Origin of the sequence: Tengunoibacter tsumagoiensis (assembly GCF_003967535.1) — a bacterium.
In the GTDB taxonomy this organism is placed as follows: domain Bacteria; phylum Chloroflexota; class Ktedonobacteria; order Ktedonobacterales; family Ktedonobacteraceae; genus Tengunoibacter; species Tengunoibacter tsumagoiensis.
Window position 1 is genome coordinate 5,174,164 of record NZ_BIFR01000001.1, and the last position, 15,004, is coordinate 5,189,167.

Here is a 15,004-nt window from a genome sequence, read left to right on the forward strand (position 1 = left end):
ATCCATTTTCTCGCATGTGCCATAAAATTGTCATTTTCCAGTCCAGGATTAATTACATGCCAACATCAACCATATCATACAAAGCATGCGTTGTATTTCTTAATAGTATTCTAACAATTTTAAACAGCCTTTTATGCTAATATATTTCTATAAATGTATCAAGTTATGCCTTTTTTTAGGCGAAATAGCATAGGTTAGCAAACAGGTAGAAGGATTTAGAACCATAAGCTTCAAACGCATCAATAGAAGGGGTGGTATATACGTGGAAAGAAATGAAGATAAGCGGATTGCGCCTACCGTCCAGAAAACAACCTATGCAGGTCAGGCAAGTATGGGAAATCATCAGCTCGTCATTATCACACAGCTCCTGCAAGTGGCACCAAATTTTCGCTCCATCGACGAGCTCTTTTTCTGGTTGGCTCAAATGTTTGTTCAGCGATTAGGAATCGATGTCGTCCAATTCTGGACATCACAGATGTACCGCACAGGACAGGTATTTGTCGAACTGCGCTCGATGGCCCAGCAGAATCTGCTCCTTCCTCAATATGTTGTCACCAATGCACAGGCTGCGGAGATCGCAGAACACCTTATCAGTCAGCAGCAAAGCATCATCCTGCAACCAGTAAACGCTATCTTTGCCCAACCACAAGGCAACCTCTTAGCAAGCCACAATCTGCGGTACTGGTCAGGATACTTTATGGGCCACCCCACCCTGCTCCTTCCACCACATAAAGAGGAAGAGATGGGAAAAGTGATGACTCCGCTCAGGCTCGTGGTCTCGGTCTTCTTTCGCCAACCTCCCAATCAGCGACTGATGCCAACGCTCGTACACATTCTCCAGCAAGCTATCCCCATTGCAAAAGCACATGGCCTCCTCTTCCAGACCGAGAGGCCCCTCCTAGCAGAGGCACCCGCTCAAAAGTCCCTCCATAGCATTTTTGAACTTATTCCAGAACGCCTGCAAGATGGAGATACGCAACAGGCTCATAGCCCATTTCGCACCATCATGACTCAGCTCGATGCCCATGCTCGCCGCCTCTATATCATGGTGGATGGACGCAAAAATGTGGGAGAGATCGCAGACCTGATCCAATTGCCAACCCGTGATCTCTCCCAGGCCTTACGCAACCTGCTCAATCAGCAATACATTCAGCTCCACGAATCCAATGGACAAATTATTGATGGCACACGCCTGCAACGGTTGTTGATTCTACCCGATTAGACTTCCCCTCAGTCAAAAGAAACACAAAAAGGCTTCGTGTGCCCTTTGTGAGCGGTATTCTATCCACAAAAACCCTCTTAGATGGTTGCTACGAGAGGAGGAAACCTTCATAGCTAGCTCTCCTGAGCTGACTTCAGGAGCTATTCCCTGAGATCGTGCCTATTTTTCCCATCTGGCTCCAACCATTGCAAAAAAAACGGGACGTGTGCTATAATCCGACAGGTATAATTGAGAGAAAACAGATGGGATACAAAGGATGAAAGAAAAGCCGTCACCCCCTTCTGTCATGGGTACATTAGGGGCATTGAGCGGAATGGGCTTTACTATAGCCGTCCCCATCGCCTTTTGTGCTGTCGGGGGGTACTACCTCGACAACAATCTACATACCGGACCATTGTTTATACTTCTCGGGCTGCTGCTTGGCCTGACCACAGGGATTTATGGAGCGTACCGTTTATTTAAAAGCGTCTTTAAATAGGATAGACGGAAGGACCATGAAAGTTCCAGCTCAGATCTGGCAGCGCGCGGCAGGCACATAGGGAGGATGCCGAGTGCTTTGGAAACTTCCTAACATAGTGATTGCTCCGGAGAGACTTTTCGACCTGTTCGGAAATCCTGATCTGCCGGTGAGCAATACACTATTAGCTACCTGGATCTCTATCATTTTCCTGGTAGTGCTATTCTTCTTCGGGACGCGAAGACGCGATATGATCCCTTCTGGTCTCCAGAATTTCCTTGAATATCTCCTGGATTTTCTGCTTGGGCAGGTTGAAGGTGTCGCTGGCAAAGAGAAAGGCCGCAAGTTCTTTCCATTGGTGGCTACATTCTTTATCTTCATTTTAGCGTGCAACATGCTTGATGTTATTCCGGGCGTCGATACAATCGGAACGATTCATGCTGTTGACCATGCAGTCCATCCGGTCTTTGGGATCTTCCTTCTGGGCGATGACTCCAATCAACTGATTCCCTGGTTACGCCCCGCAACTACCGATCTCAATCTTACCATTGCCATGGCGGTTGTCTCGGTCGTGACCACCCAGATCTTTGGCTTCCAGGCTCTAGGAGCAGGCGAACAACTTAGCAAGTATTTCAACTTCAAGTCGGTCGCCAAAAATGGAGCGATGGGTCTCATCGATTTAGTGGTCGGTCTGCTGGAGATCATCAGTGAACTAGGACGTATCATCTCGTTCTCTTTCCGTCTCTTTGGTAATATCTTTGCAGGTAGCGTCCTGCTGGCGGTCTTCGCCTTCCTGCTACCTGGCCTTGCCACGATCATTTTTATTCCGTTCGAAATTTTCGTTGGCGTCATTCAGGCGTATGTCTTCTCGTTTCTTACCTTGCTGTTCATGACGGTTGGTACCACCAGCCATAGCCATGATGATAGCGAGCATGATGCGCACGAGGCCTATGCCGAAAATCGGGCTGCGGATGCAGTCGTTGCTCATTAGCCCGATCGAACATTCTATCGATGCTACGCGCAGATGTCTCTGCGAGCGCATACAAATTACATTATTCATTCATTTACAATGGATTCGTCCTTAGGAGGATTTTTCAATGAACGTACAATTCGCTGCAGCAGTTGCTATTGGTTTAGGTGCTCTTGGTCCCGCTATCGCGATCGGTCTTCTCTCCGCCCAGGCCATGGCTGCCATCGGCCGCAACCCAGAAGCCGAGCCCGTACTCCGAACCAACATGATCCTTGCCATCGTATTTGCTGAAGCTATCGCTATTTATGCCCTGGTCGTAGCCATGCTGATCATGTTCGTTCCAGTCGCAAAGTAATACCATTTCTCAATTGTAGTGTGGAGACGTAGCGCATGACTCTTATCTTCAGGTATCTTTCGGGAGACAAGGTGCATGTTACGTCTCCGCGTTACGTAAGATGGTAAAAAGGAGCGTTCATTATGACACTAGGATTTATCCTGGCAGAAGCCGGCAGTGGCGGAGGACTCAGCGCGTTAGGTATTAACCTCTGGGGCTTTATTTCGCAGCTGGTGAGCTTTCTGATCGTCTTCTTGATTCTCTGGCGATTCGTTCTTCCCCTTATGCTCAAGACAATGGATACGCGTAAGGCAACCATCGCTGAAGGAATCGAGAACGCCGATCGCGCCAAACAGGAGCTTGCTGAGGCCAATAGCCGCTCCGAGCAGATTCTGCTCGATGCCCGCCGTCAGGCCCAGGCTACTATCGAGCGTGCCACAACTCAGGCCGAGCAGATCGGCCACCAGATCGAGGCCGATGCTCGCACACGCGCTGAGAAGATCAGCCAGCAACAGATCGCTCGCGTTCAACAGGAAGCCAATCGCGCTCGCTTAGAGATCAGCCGCGAGGTTATCAATCTCTCTATCGATGCCGCCTCAAAAGTTATTGGCCGCTCGGTCAACAGCGATGATAATCGTCGCCTGGTGCAAGATTTTGTCGCGACCAGTGATACTGTGAGGAATAACTAATGTTAAAGGGAGCGATAGCACGACGCTACGCAGGAGCCATCTTTGAGATCGCGCTCAAACAGAATGCTGTTGATCGCACTCTCGATGATGTTCAGGGCATCGCCCAGGTGTTTGCTAACCGCAAAATATCCTACCTGTTGCGCGAACCTCATGTTCCTGCTCAGCGTAAAGAGACAGCTATACGCCAGGCTCTGGCGTCCAAAGTGCTGCCGACGTCGCTCAACCTTGCACTGCTGATCGTCCAGCGTGAGCTGGTCGATGTTACGCCTAACATAGCAAGTGAACTTGAAAAACTTGTGCTGGAGTACCGCAATCAGGCGGTGGCAGAAGTGACGACAGCAGCGCAGATGGACGAGGCGCAAAACGCGCTTGTCAAACAGGCGCTTGAGCGTGCGACCGGCAAAACGATTCTATTGGAAAAACGGGTTGACCCGAGTATTCTTGGTGGGCTGGTAGCCCGTGTAGGAGATCAGGTAATCGATGGCAGTATCCGCTATCGCCTGAAGGTCTTAGAGCAGCAATTATTGGCTGGTGTATCCACCGCCAATGTTGATTTCTCACCAGAGGGCTCTGCACTGGCAGAGTATGATGGTCACTCCTCTACCCCCACTCAGCTTCCTTCTCCAACCCAGGCTCAGGTGTAAGGCCGGGACGGCAGCAGTTCTCTCTTAACGCCGTCCCCCCTCCTTTCACACAGCCCCGCTATTTCTATGGCACAATAGAATAACTACTCAAAGATAACAACAGTACGTTGACAACGATACGCCACGAGGAAACACTAGGAGGAACAACGATGGCATCTTGGGCTGATGAAATCAGTGCCATCATCGAGAAAAACATCGCAGGTTTTGGCAGTGAAACCACTGCTACCGCGAGTGTTGGCACCGTTATTGCTATTCAAGACGGTGTGGCTCGCGTGTATGGCCTGCAAGATGTAAAATATCTTGAATTGGTAGAATTCCCACGCACCGGTCTGTATGGTATGGCTTTTAACCTGGAAGAGGAGACGGTAAGCTGCCCGATTCTTGGTGACTATACCCAGATTCGCGAGGATGATGAAGTACGCACTACTGGCCGCATCATTGAGGTTCCCGTTGGCGATGCTCTGATTGGGCGCGTCGTAAATCCCATCGGTCAGCCTCTCGATGAGCGCGGTCCAATCCAGACCACTCTCCGACGCCCGGTCGAACGTATCGCCCCTGGCGTGATTACCCGCCAGTCGGTAAATACTCCTGTTCAGACTGGTATTAAAGCAATCGACGCTATTATTCCCATTGGCCGCGGTCAGCGTGAGTTGATCATCGGCGACCGCCAGACTGGTAAGACCGCTGTCGCTATCGATACGATCATTAACCAGAAGGGCAAGAATCTTCTCTGCGTCTATGTCGCTATCGGTCAGAAAAATTCAACCGTCGCCCGCACTCTGGCTGTGCTCGAGGAGCATGGCGCTATGGAGTATACGGTGGTGGTGGTCGCCAGCGCCTCCGAGCCCGCTCCTTTGAAATACCTCGCTCCCTATGCCGGTTGCGCAATCGGTGAGGAGTTTATGGAGTCTGGCCGCGATGCTCTGATCATCTATGATGACCTGACTAAACACGCTGAAGCCTACCGCAATATCTCTCTGATCATTCGACGCCCTCCTGGACGCGAAGCTTATCCCGGTGATGTGTTCTATCTGCACTCTCGCTTGCTAGAACGTGCCGCTCGCTTGAATAAGGATTACGGCGGTGGCTCGCTGACGGCTCTACCTGTCATTGAGACAAAGGCAAACGACGTTTCAGCATACATTCCAACCAATCTGATCTCTATCACAGACGGCCAGATCTTCCTGGAAAGCGATCTCTTCAATGCTGGTCAGCGCCCCGCTCTGAATACCGGTATCTCGGTCTCTCGCGTTGGTGGTAGCGCTCAGACGGCTGCGATGAGACAGGTCGCAGGCTCGATGCGTCTGGACCTCTCGCAGTTCCGTGAGTTGGAGGCCTTCTCGCAGTTCGCTTCCGATCTGGATAAAGCGACGAAAGCTCGTATCGATCGCGGTCGCCGCACGCTCGAGGTGCTCAAACAGCCTCAATATCAGCCGATCTCGGTTGAAAATCAGGTTATGATCATCTACGCTGCTACCAATGGATACCTTGATCAGGTTCCTCTGGATCAGGTTGCTGCCTGGGAGACTGGCTTCTACCGCTATATGGAGACTGCACATCCAGAGATTGGCTCTGAGATTGTAGAGAAGTCCGTCAACGGCCGCGAGAAGATGAGCAAAGACCTGCTGAAGAAGCTTGGCGCTGCTATTGAAGAATATCAGAAGACGGCTGCACCCAGCAACGAACAGAAGCGCTAGGAGGCAGAACAATGCCATCAATCCGAGAAATTCGGCAGCGCATCGCATCCATTAAAAATACGGCGAAAATCACAAAGGCTATGCAGATGGTGGCCAGTAGCAAGATGCGTCGCGCACAGCAGCGAGTCGAACAGGCTCGCCCTTATGCCGAGCAGCTCCGAGAACTGGTCTCCCGTCTGGCTAATGTGACCGGCGATGAACTGGGTGATGAGTTGGTACTGTTAAAGCAACGCCCGGTGCGTAAGGTAGGGATCATCCTTATCTCGCCCGATCGTGGCTCATGCGGCGCTCTCCCATCCAATGTGAATCGTCAGGCGAGTCTGACGGTTCGAGAGATCCAATCGAAAGAGAATCACCCCGGAGTTGAATTCGTGGGTGTTGGCCGGAAAGGCCGGGATTTCTTGATCCGTACCCAGCAGCAGATGGTGGCTGAATTCACGAATTATGGGGACTGGCCGACGCTCTCTGATGCCTCTGCCATTGCTCAAGTAGCGGTCGATGCTTTCCTGAAAGGGGAGGTTGATGCTGTCTACCTGATCTACGCCCAGTTTGTGAATACGGTGACACAGAAGCCTATTACGGTCCAACTTCTTCCCGTTCAGCCTCCCACTGTAACTGAAGAAGCACAGAAGACCGGCCCAGCAACTGAGTATATCTACGAGCCAGATGCGAAGGAGATCTTTAAAGCTCTGCTTCCACGCTACGTTGATATTCAGGTCTACCAGGGTCTGCTGGAAGCGATCTCTAGCCAGATGTCCGCCCAGATGGTTGCGATGAAGAACGCAACAGATAATGCTAACGAATTAATTCAGGATCTGACCTTGACATATAACAAGGCACGTCAGGCCGCTATCACCACGCAGATTCTTGAGGTGGTCGCCGGTGCCGAGGCTCTGGGGTAGTAACGTCCCCCATTGGAGAAGTACATGGCAGTAACAATAACAGGCACGAAGGGTAAGGTCGTGCAGGTTCTGGGCGCTGTGGTTGACATTGAGTTCCCACAGGATAAATTACCCCAGATTTATAATGAGGTACGCACACAACCCAGCGGTTCCGATCAGGAGCTCTCCCTCGAGGTTGAGCAGCAGCTGGGTAATAACTGGGTACGCTGTATCGCAATGGGCCCAACCGATGGCCTCCAGCGCGGCGCGGACGCCTACGATACTGGCGCTCCCATCAGCGTTCCCGTCGGCCCCAAAACCCTGGGCCGCATCTTCAATGTTCTCGGAAAAGCCGTGGACAATAAAGAAGAGGTTACAGATGCTCCTCGCTATCCTATCCACCGCGAGGCTCCAACGCTGGAAGATCAGTCTTCCAATATTGAGGTCTTCGAAACCGGTATTAAAGTCGTTGACCTGATCTGCCCCTTCATGAAAGGTGGTAAGGTCGGTGCCTTCGGCGGCGCTGGCGTGGGTAAGACGGTTATCATTCAGGAACTGATCAATAACATTGCTAAAGGTCATGGTGGCTATAGCGTGTTTGCTGGCGTTGGCGAGCGCACCCGCGAGGGCAATGACCTCTATCATGAGATGCAGGAAGCTAACGTTATCGATAAACTGGCCATGGTCTTTGGTCAGATGAATGAGCCTCCCGGCTCGCGCTTGCGCGTGGCTCTGAGTGGTCTGGCTATTGCGGAGTATTTCCGCGATGTCGAACATAAAGACGTTCTGCTCTTCATCGATAATATCTTCCGCTTTACTCAGGCCGGCGCTGAGGTCTCGGCTCTCCTGGGTCGTATGCCTTCCGCTGTAGGCTATCAGCCAACTCTGGCTGAAGAGATGGGCGCTCTTCAGGAACGCATTACGTCGACAAAAGAGGGCTCGATTACGTCGATGCAGGCCGTCTATGTGCCCGCTGACGACTATACCGATCCCGCTCCTGCAACTACGTTTGCTCACCTGGACTCAACTCTGGTGCTGGAACGCTCGATCGCTTCTAAGGGTATCTACCCCGCTGTCGATCCTCTGACCTCTACCAGCCGCATCCTGGACCCTCAGGTGGTTGGTCAGGAGCACTACGATGTTGCTCGTAAAGTTCAGACGATCTTACAGCGCTATAAAGAGCTTCAGGATATCATTGCGATCCTGGGTATCGATGAGCTTTCAGATGATGATAAGTTGATCGTTTCTCGCGCTCGTAAGCTGGAACGCTTCTTCTCACAGCCGTTTACGGTGGGTGAGGTCTTCACCGGTATCCCCGGTAAGTATGTATCGCTGAAGGACACTATCCGCAGCTTTAAAGAGGTTGCCGATGGCAAGCACGACAACATTCCTGAGAACTTCTTCTTTATGAAGGGGACCATCGAGGAAGTCGTTGCCGCTTACGAAGCTGAGCAGCAGAAGGGATAAACGATGGCGACAGGCGATACACTGCATGTCGAGGTCGTGACCGCTGACCGCGAATTATATAATGGCGAGGCGAATATCGTTGATGTTCCAGGCGCTGATGGACAGCTAGGAATCTTGCCGCACCACGCGGCACTCCTGGCTCTCTTGAAGCCTGGTCCTCTGGTTATTAAGCTGAATGGTGCTGAAGAGGCAATTTTTGTCTCTGGTGGCTTCCTGGAAGTCTCGAATAACTCTGTCACTGTTCTTGCAGATACTGCTGAACGGGCTGAGGATATCAATGAGGCTCGTGCTGAGGCGGCTCGCCGTCGCGCACAGGAGCGCCTGGCTGATGTTCGCTCGAATACTGAGCGCGCTCAACTCCAGGCCGCACTTGAACGAGCGGTCAATCGCATTCGGGTAGCAGAGATGGTTCGCGAGAGCGGCGGTCGTACCCGCGTCAAAATGCCACGATCTGAAGACTATACCAATAATTAAGCTTACTATACACACAGGACCTGGTTACTTCTAGTAATCAGGTCCTGTGTATATGGTGTAAGACGGCGCTTAGAAGTTACTTCCACCACCATTGTCGCTACCGCCGCCTCCGCCAAAATCATTCCCACCACCAAAGTCTGCTCCGCCACCTCCGCCAAAGTCGTTCCCACCACCAAAGTCTGCTCCTCCGCCTCCGCCAAAGTCGTTCCCACCACCAAAGTCGCCTCGATCACCACGATTTTCGTTCTCACCCTGCTGCTTACCCAGCTCATAACCGGCCAGACCACCTGCCGCAGCACCTAAGCCACCAGCCGCCCAGGGATTCATTCCACCACGGTTTCCAGGACCATAGTTGGGTGGGTAATTGTTGCCATAAGGCTGATTATACTGGTTGTAATTAGGATCATACGGAGGAGGAGGGGCCTGTCTACGGAACCCGCCAAAGTTTCCAAAGCCTCCAAATCCTCCACCCGTTCCACCTTTACGCTGTCGAATGATGGCAAAGGCAATGAGACCAAGCAGGACCAGTAGCCCGATGCAGCAACAGGCCGAAGAGTTAAGACCACCTTTGGTCACAGGGTTGTCAAACACTCCACCGTTTCCATTGTTAGAGGAATTGAGCATCCCTTTCAATGAATTAACTGCCGTCATGGTAGCACGAGTATAGTCGCTATTGCTGCGATAATCATTAGCCCAGTCATTTGCTACCTGTGTATACTGGCTGCTGGTAAGAGGAACCTTTGAGCCACCAGTAACATAGACATGCCTTCCACTGACGTTGACTGCCAGTACAATAGAATCGGAGCCATTAATCTTATTGCGTGCAGCTTGATCAAACTGGCTCGAGCCTAGATTTGAATTGGTTGTGTAGACGCTCAGCGGATACGACAACGATGAGGCTGCACTACGAATCTGTGAGCTGTTGAGCACGCTGGCATTGTCATATATATTGACAGAGCTAGCAAGCGCAGGTATGGTCATCAACAGCAGAAGTGCACAGGCGATTGCGCTCGCAAGTAAACCTCGTTTGACTGCATGATGCCCTTGCCAGGTAGAGATTGTACTCATGATCATCCCCAATCATCAACATAGGAGCGAGTATCACAGTATGGGCATGCTCACTCCACTCTTATTCTGGAAGCAATATCTTCTCCCTGGTACGTAAACGTTGTTCGCAGGGTGTTATCCAATGCCTATTGCTTTTCTCCGTAAGTTCCTCCAACATCCTGGCGCGTAACAGTATTACGATGCTCGGGTTCTTCAGGAATAGGAGCCTCGTTAGTTGGACCATCTATCCCCCCTCTCGGGTTGCGATGTGAACGGCTTGCGCTTACAAAGATGAGTACCATGGCGAGTATAAACAGAACAATTAATACACCGAGATAGATGAGTAGCAAATTACCAGAGAACATATCCTTACTCCTACTATGTCCAACCATTACACAAGGAAAGAAAAACTGTAGGTGTCTTGTACTATACTCAGGAACACGCGGGAAACAGCCTGTTTGGATACAATCAAGCTCCCTGAGAGCGCTTTGCGATGTGTAGCTCGCATGCTACAATGAGAGGGGAAATCATAGTGCCTTTGTCTCTTCAAAATCGCTAAAGAATGCCCTTTCCTCTTCACATGGGCACCAATGTGATGATAAACCCGGCAATACACAATCCATTACAGACATAAATGGAGCAGAAAACACATGAGTACATCAGCTAAAGGGCAGACACGCCCATTCGTTCTCATCATTATGGATGGTTGGGGGATCAATCCACGTACAGAAGGCAACGCGATTGCTCTCGCACGAACTCCAAATATTGATAAGCTCACACGCGATTGGCCCCATACAGCCGTCAAAACCTCGGGAGCCGCGGTTGGTCTCCCCGATGGGCAGATGGGCAACTCAGAGGTTGGACACCAGAATATCGGCGCTGGTAAGCGCGTTTTGCAGGACTATACGCGGGTCAGTGAGTCCATCCAGGATGGAAGCTTCTTCCATAACCCGGCTTTTCTCAAGGCAATTGAACATGTCAAAAAAAATCAATCCCAACTCCATATCTGTGGACTACTCGGCAATGGTGGGGTCCATGCCCACGAGACTCATTTAGAAGCGCTTCTCAAACTTGCTCAGATACATGATATTGAGCGCGTCTATATTCATGCGTTCACCGATGGCCGCGATGCTTCTCCAACGGGTGGAATTGAGTTTATGCAGCGGCTCCAGTCAAGAGCACAAGAGTTGGGTGGGGAACATCCCGCCAGAGTCGCGACAGTCAGTGGACGTTATTATGCAATGGATCGCGATAATCGCTGGGATCGCACTGGATCAACTTATTTAGCAATGACACGTGGTGAGGGTCTTCAAGCCAGTTCAGCTCTGGCTGCGATCCAGCAATCCTATGATAAAGGGGTTACGGACGAATTCATCCTCCCTACGGTCATTATGGAGGACGGCCATCCAGTCTGTACGATTCAAGAGGGCGATGCGGTCATTCACTATAACTTCCGCCCCGACCGCGCCCGCCAGCTCACAAAAGCCTTTGTTCTACCAGAGCTACCGCCTCAGGCTGAAGGTAAGTTCAATCGTGGCCCACGTATTCCCGATCTTGTCTATGTGATGATGACCGAGTACGAGTCAGGACTGGATGCAGAGACCGCGTATCGCGCCGATGAAGTTGAAATGCCCCTCGCCCGCGTGATCTCTGAACAAGGGATGGCCCAATTCCATACCGCTGAGACTGAAAAATATGCCCATGTGACCTACTTTATCAATGGCCGACGCGAAACTCCTTTTAAAGGAGAAGATCGCGTTCTGGTCCCCTCACCCAAAGTTCCGACATACGATCTGCAACCTGAGATGAGCGCGGCAGGCATTGCCGATACAGCTATTGAGCATATTCGTAGCAACGCATACCAGTTTGTCATTATGAATTTTGCGAATGCCGATATGGTTGGTCATACGGGAGTCATTGATGCTACCATTAAGGCTGTCGAGACGGTAGATAGCTGTGTGGGACGCGTGGTCGAGGCGACGCTCGCCATGGGAGGCGGTCTGGCGATTACTGCGGATCATGGCAATGCCGAACAATTGATCGATTATACCAATGGCAAACCTTTTACTGCTCACACAACCTTCCCTGTACCACTGTATTTTGTTGCTCCTCAATTTGCCAATGCGAAGTTGCGCAACGATGGCATTCTAGCCGACGTTGCACCTACCGTGTTACAGGCTATGGGTATCCCACAACCAAAGGATATGCAGGGGCGCTCTCTCTTGCTCCCCTAAAATAACGAAGCGTATGCAGAATAAGAGTTATCCACATTCTCTAGTCAATTATGTGGGTAACTCTTGCGTATCTGTGGATAAGTCTCTTAAACAATTCTTTCTAGCAATCCTACAGGCACAGTGCGTTGCGCTCCATCTGCTAAACGGACTGAAGCTGCCCGTGTGCGAATACCAGAGGCAAAAACCTGCTCATAAAGGAAAAGATATTCAATAATTCCTTGCTCGCCGTTCGCTTTTCCACCACGCACGCGCACAAAGCTGCCTACATCCAGGGCAATCTCATCCTGTTCTCTCTCTCCAGCAGAATGGATGGCGCGTGTACTCTCGTTGGGAAAGGAGATGACTATTTCCGGGTAACATCGCTGAAAGCGAGAAGTATAGCCCGTCAATAATGCAACAGAACCAGTATAAGCATGTAACAGGTCAAATGCCTGTGCAGACATAGAGCTGGTGCCCAGGCCTTCGGTGAAAAGAAGTGTTACAGAAGGCAGAGGAAGCTGCTCTATCTCAGACTCCGATCGATCTAATAATTCAATGATATCTGTACGAAGAAAGCCTTCCAGATCGCGTAAAGCAATACTTCCCGCTATAATACCTGCCACGCCAGATTGCAAGGCTCGATACAGCAAGGATAGGGAGAGCGTAGACTGAACAATCAGAATCGCACCTGGAATGAGAGGCGGCGCTTCAGCCACTGACTCAGACGGCCAGAGTGTCAATACTCCAGGGACCTGTCGGCCCACGCCCAGTACGCACTGTAGAGCGACGACAGAGCTTTCCAGCAGCACTCCATGGCGTGGTGTGATCGAGCGAACAAGGCCAGACAGACCCGAGGGGATCGTCTGCTGATCTTTCTGAAGCTTAAAAATGGGTTGGTCAGCACGAACCATCTCGCCAACCGCAACCAGCGGAACGATCTGAGAGGGGTCACCACCAGGCCAGCGCTCTTTACAAACACGTACAGGTGAGCGTAACTCCCCTCTGGAAGATGCTGACATAGCAGAACCCCCTCTCAACATAGCTCAATGCTCTCCCAATTTCATCAGAATTAAACCCCTAGCACCTGGAGCCATTGCATCAAACGAGCCTGCCGCTCAGTCTCGTCTACAGGTAAGATGAGTGGCCGACCACGAGCATCAATAATCAGACCAATCAGTCCACCATCAATCTCTTCTGCTGCCCTCGCCCGCTCGCCCGGTCCTAGACCCACATCAACGCCAGGGGCAGGGAACAGAGTCAGTAAAGCCTGTTCATTAGAGCGCAGCGGAATGACTTCAATCGAGCCACCCATAACATCAACATTCACCTGGCGCCCATTGCTATACTCAATACCCACACGTACAGCAAGTTGACCTGGCTGGACATTGCCAAAGGGAATAACACAGGTTCCTAAACGATGCGAGACAGCGTCATTCTCATTAACCTGTACAGCAGTAATTGGCGCTACCGTCGCAACTGCGCCCAATTGCGAGATGAGCATCGTTTTATCAAGCACCAGCGAGGTTACTCCACGAGGTTGGAGTGCATCCAGCAACATCATAGCAACATGACCATATTTAGGAGCGTGGGCTAATATACCACCTGTTGCCAGAATCAGATCTGAATCGGGCCATTTTGTCGCTGTCTTTTGGGCCGCCTCCAACGTCAGAGAGAGGGCTTCACGTGCAAAAGCCTGCGTTAAAAAAAGATCGCGCGTCTCTGTTGGCATCAGGTGAGGATGAAGTTTGTGTTGGGCCACAAACTGGCGTACTTCGTCTTCGGTAATCGTAAAAGGAAGCCACCGGGCAATGCGCTGAAAGCCTGCCAACTTTAATACGTTGCCCAGGCTCCCACTCACTCCAATGCCTGCATTGACCATAGGAATAAATTCGCCTTGCTCACCTGCCAGCATCACCGAGGTCGTCGAGCCACCCACATCCACAGCAGTAACATTCATCGCATAATGCTGAGCCAGAAAACGGACCAGACTACTGAGTGAAGTTGCAGAAGCGATCGGCTCGGACTGAGACCAGGCCTGCAACTGTGAGAAACCTGGGATGCTATTAATAATCTTCTTCTCATGCAATGTGCCAATAGCCATACTCACAGGCCCCAATTGAACAACCGAGCTCAAAGGGTCAATACGTTGTACTTCTGCTGTCCCCTGGAGCATACGGCGAACCGCCTCAACATATTGAGGGGCTCCGGCATAGAGAACTGCCGGTGGTTGGCGCTGTAGCTCAGGCGTTTTGGCAAGAGCATTGATGAGGAGTTGGCAGGCCTCTTGCAAAGAGGTAGGACCGGCTGGGCCATCTGCCATTCCAACAATCATCGCTGCATGCGGCTGTAGATCGCGAATACGCCCAATCTGCTGCTCCCATTCCTGAGCAACTCGCTCCTGGCTCCATTGCATAGTACCAGCCCCTACCCCTACTAGTGTCGTAGTGGCCGTAAAAGACGGAGACGGTACTGACTCGGACTGAGCATACAGACCTGAGATCGCCTGCGTTGAAAGATTCTCTAGCGAGGGATTAACGGCCCCCATCACAATTAAACGCAGCGGCTCACCAGCACTGATGGTAGAAATAAAAAGATCGACTCCATCACCATTGGGCTGCTCTGGAGTCAGAATCTGCTTTCCCTCTACCAAACGCCGTCCCGTAATAAACTCAATCGTACTGATTGCTTGCAGAACGCCCTCAGTGATATCGGATTGAGGAGCATAGATGGTCGTAGGAACTTCGCCACGCGCCATTAAACGATACTGTCCTTCGACAAGACCCAACAGAGAGACCTTTGTAAAGACGGCCCCACAATCGGCCACCAGCAGTGAACTGACAGCCGCAGGGATAGCCCTGCTCACTTCCTGCTCACTAGCTGGATTGGGTTGTGCATTCATAAAGATTACC

General features: G+C 51.2%; 14 protein-coding genes. 11 read left to right on the plus strand and 3 right to left on the minus strand.

Annotated features, from left to right (window positions below; genetic code table 11):
- Nucleotides 1-262: 262 nt before the first annotated feature.
- From EL628_RS20515 to EL628_RS20560, 10 genes are all read left to right on the plus strand, one after another.
- Nucleotides 263-1,222: a hypothetical protein gene (locus EL628_RS20515; RefSeq protein ID WP_126581720.1), complete on the plus strand. Its 960-nt coding sequence runs from the start codon at nt 263-265 to the stop codon at nt 1,220-1,222.
- A 286-nt stretch (nt 1,223-1,508) separates the two neighbouring features.
- The gene (locus EL628_RS31045) at nt 1,509-1,700 is read left to right on the plus strand and encodes an AtpZ/AtpI family protein (protein WP_371859676.1); all 192 of its coding nucleotides are present in this window, start codon (nt 1,509-1,511) and stop codon (nt 1,698-1,700) included.
- Nucleotides 1,701-1,773: 73 nt separating this feature from the next.
- Nucleotides 1,774-2,670: a F0F1 ATP synthase subunit A gene (gene atpB, locus EL628_RS20525; protein ID WP_126581722.1), complete on the plus strand. Its 897-nt coding sequence runs from the start codon at nt 1,774-1,776 to the stop codon at nt 2,668-2,670.
- Nucleotides 2,671-2,776: 106 nt separating this feature from the next.
- Nucleotides 2,777-3,004, plus strand: a complete 228-nt coding sequence (gene atpE / locus EL628_RS20530; RefSeq protein WP_126581723.1) for an ATP synthase F0 subunit C — start codon at nt 2,777-2,779, stop codon at nt 3,002-3,004.
- A gap of 122 nt (nt 3,005-3,126) precedes the next feature.
- On the plus strand, nt 3,127-3,672 hold the full coding sequence (atpF, locus tag EL628_RS20535) for a F0F1 ATP synthase subunit B (RefSeq protein ID WP_126581724.1): 546 nt from the start codon (nt 3,127-3,129) through the stop codon (nt 3,670-3,672).
- Complete coding sequence (gene atpH / locus EL628_RS20540; protein WP_126581725.1) at nt 3,672-4,316, plus strand: ATP synthase F1 subunit delta; 645 nt, start codon at nt 3,672-3,674, stop codon at nt 4,314-4,316. The genes atpF and atpH overlap by 1 nt, the downstream gene beginning before the upstream one ends.
- A gap of 149 nt (nt 4,317-4,465) precedes the next feature.
- On the plus strand, nt 4,466-6,013 hold the full coding sequence (gene atpA, locus EL628_RS20545) for a F0F1 ATP synthase subunit alpha (protein ID WP_126581726.1): 1,548 nt from the start codon (nt 4,466-4,468) through the stop codon (nt 6,011-6,013).
- 11 nt (nt 6,014-6,024) lie between these two features.
- On the plus strand, nt 6,025-6,915 hold the full coding sequence (gene atpG, locus EL628_RS20550; RefSeq protein ID WP_126581727.1) for an ATP synthase F1 subunit gamma: 891 nt from the start codon (nt 6,025-6,027) through the stop codon (nt 6,913-6,915).
- 24 nt (nt 6,916-6,939) lie between these two features.
- A complete protein-coding gene (gene atpD, locus EL628_RS20555) occupies nt 6,940-8,361 on the plus strand; it encodes a F0F1 ATP synthase subunit beta (protein ID WP_126581728.1) in 1,422 nt (473 codons plus the stop codon).
- Between the two features lie 3 nt (nt 8,362-8,364).
- Entirely contained in the window at nt 8,365-8,835 is a 471-nt protein-coding gene (locus tag EL628_RS20560; protein ID WP_126581729.1) for a F0F1 ATP synthase subunit epsilon, read from the plus strand.
- Between the two features lie 69 nt (nt 8,836-8,904).
- On the opposite strand, the gene EL628_RS30155 is transcribed toward EL628_RS20560, so the two are convergent.
- Complete coding sequence (locus EL628_RS30155) at nt 8,905-9,903, minus strand: hypothetical protein (protein ID WP_126581730.1); 999 nt, start codon at nt 9,901-9,903, stop codon at nt 8,905-8,907.
- A 629-nt stretch (nt 9,904-10,532) separates the two neighbouring features.
- Here EL628_RS30155 and gpmI point away from each other — a divergent pair.
- Entirely contained in the window at nt 10,533-12,116 is a 1,584-nt protein-coding gene (gene gpmI, locus EL628_RS20570) for a 2,3-bisphosphoglycerate-independent phosphoglycerate mutase (RefSeq protein ID WP_126581731.1), read from the plus strand.
- Between the two features lie 86 nt (nt 12,117-12,202).
- On the opposite strand, the gene EL628_RS20575 is transcribed toward gpmI, so the two are convergent.
- Nucleotides 12,203-13,114, minus strand: coding sequence for a hypothetical protein (locus EL628_RS20575; RefSeq protein ID WP_126581732.1), 912 nt, complete (start codon nt 13,112-13,114; stop codon nt 12,203-12,205).
- Nucleotides 13,115-13,164: 50 nt separating this feature from the next.
- Complete coding sequence (locus tag EL628_RS20580) at nt 13,165-14,994, minus strand: glutamate mutase L (protein WP_126581733.1); 1,830 nt, start codon at nt 14,992-14,994, stop codon at nt 13,165-13,167.
- Nucleotides 14,995-15,004 lie beyond the last annotated feature (10 nt).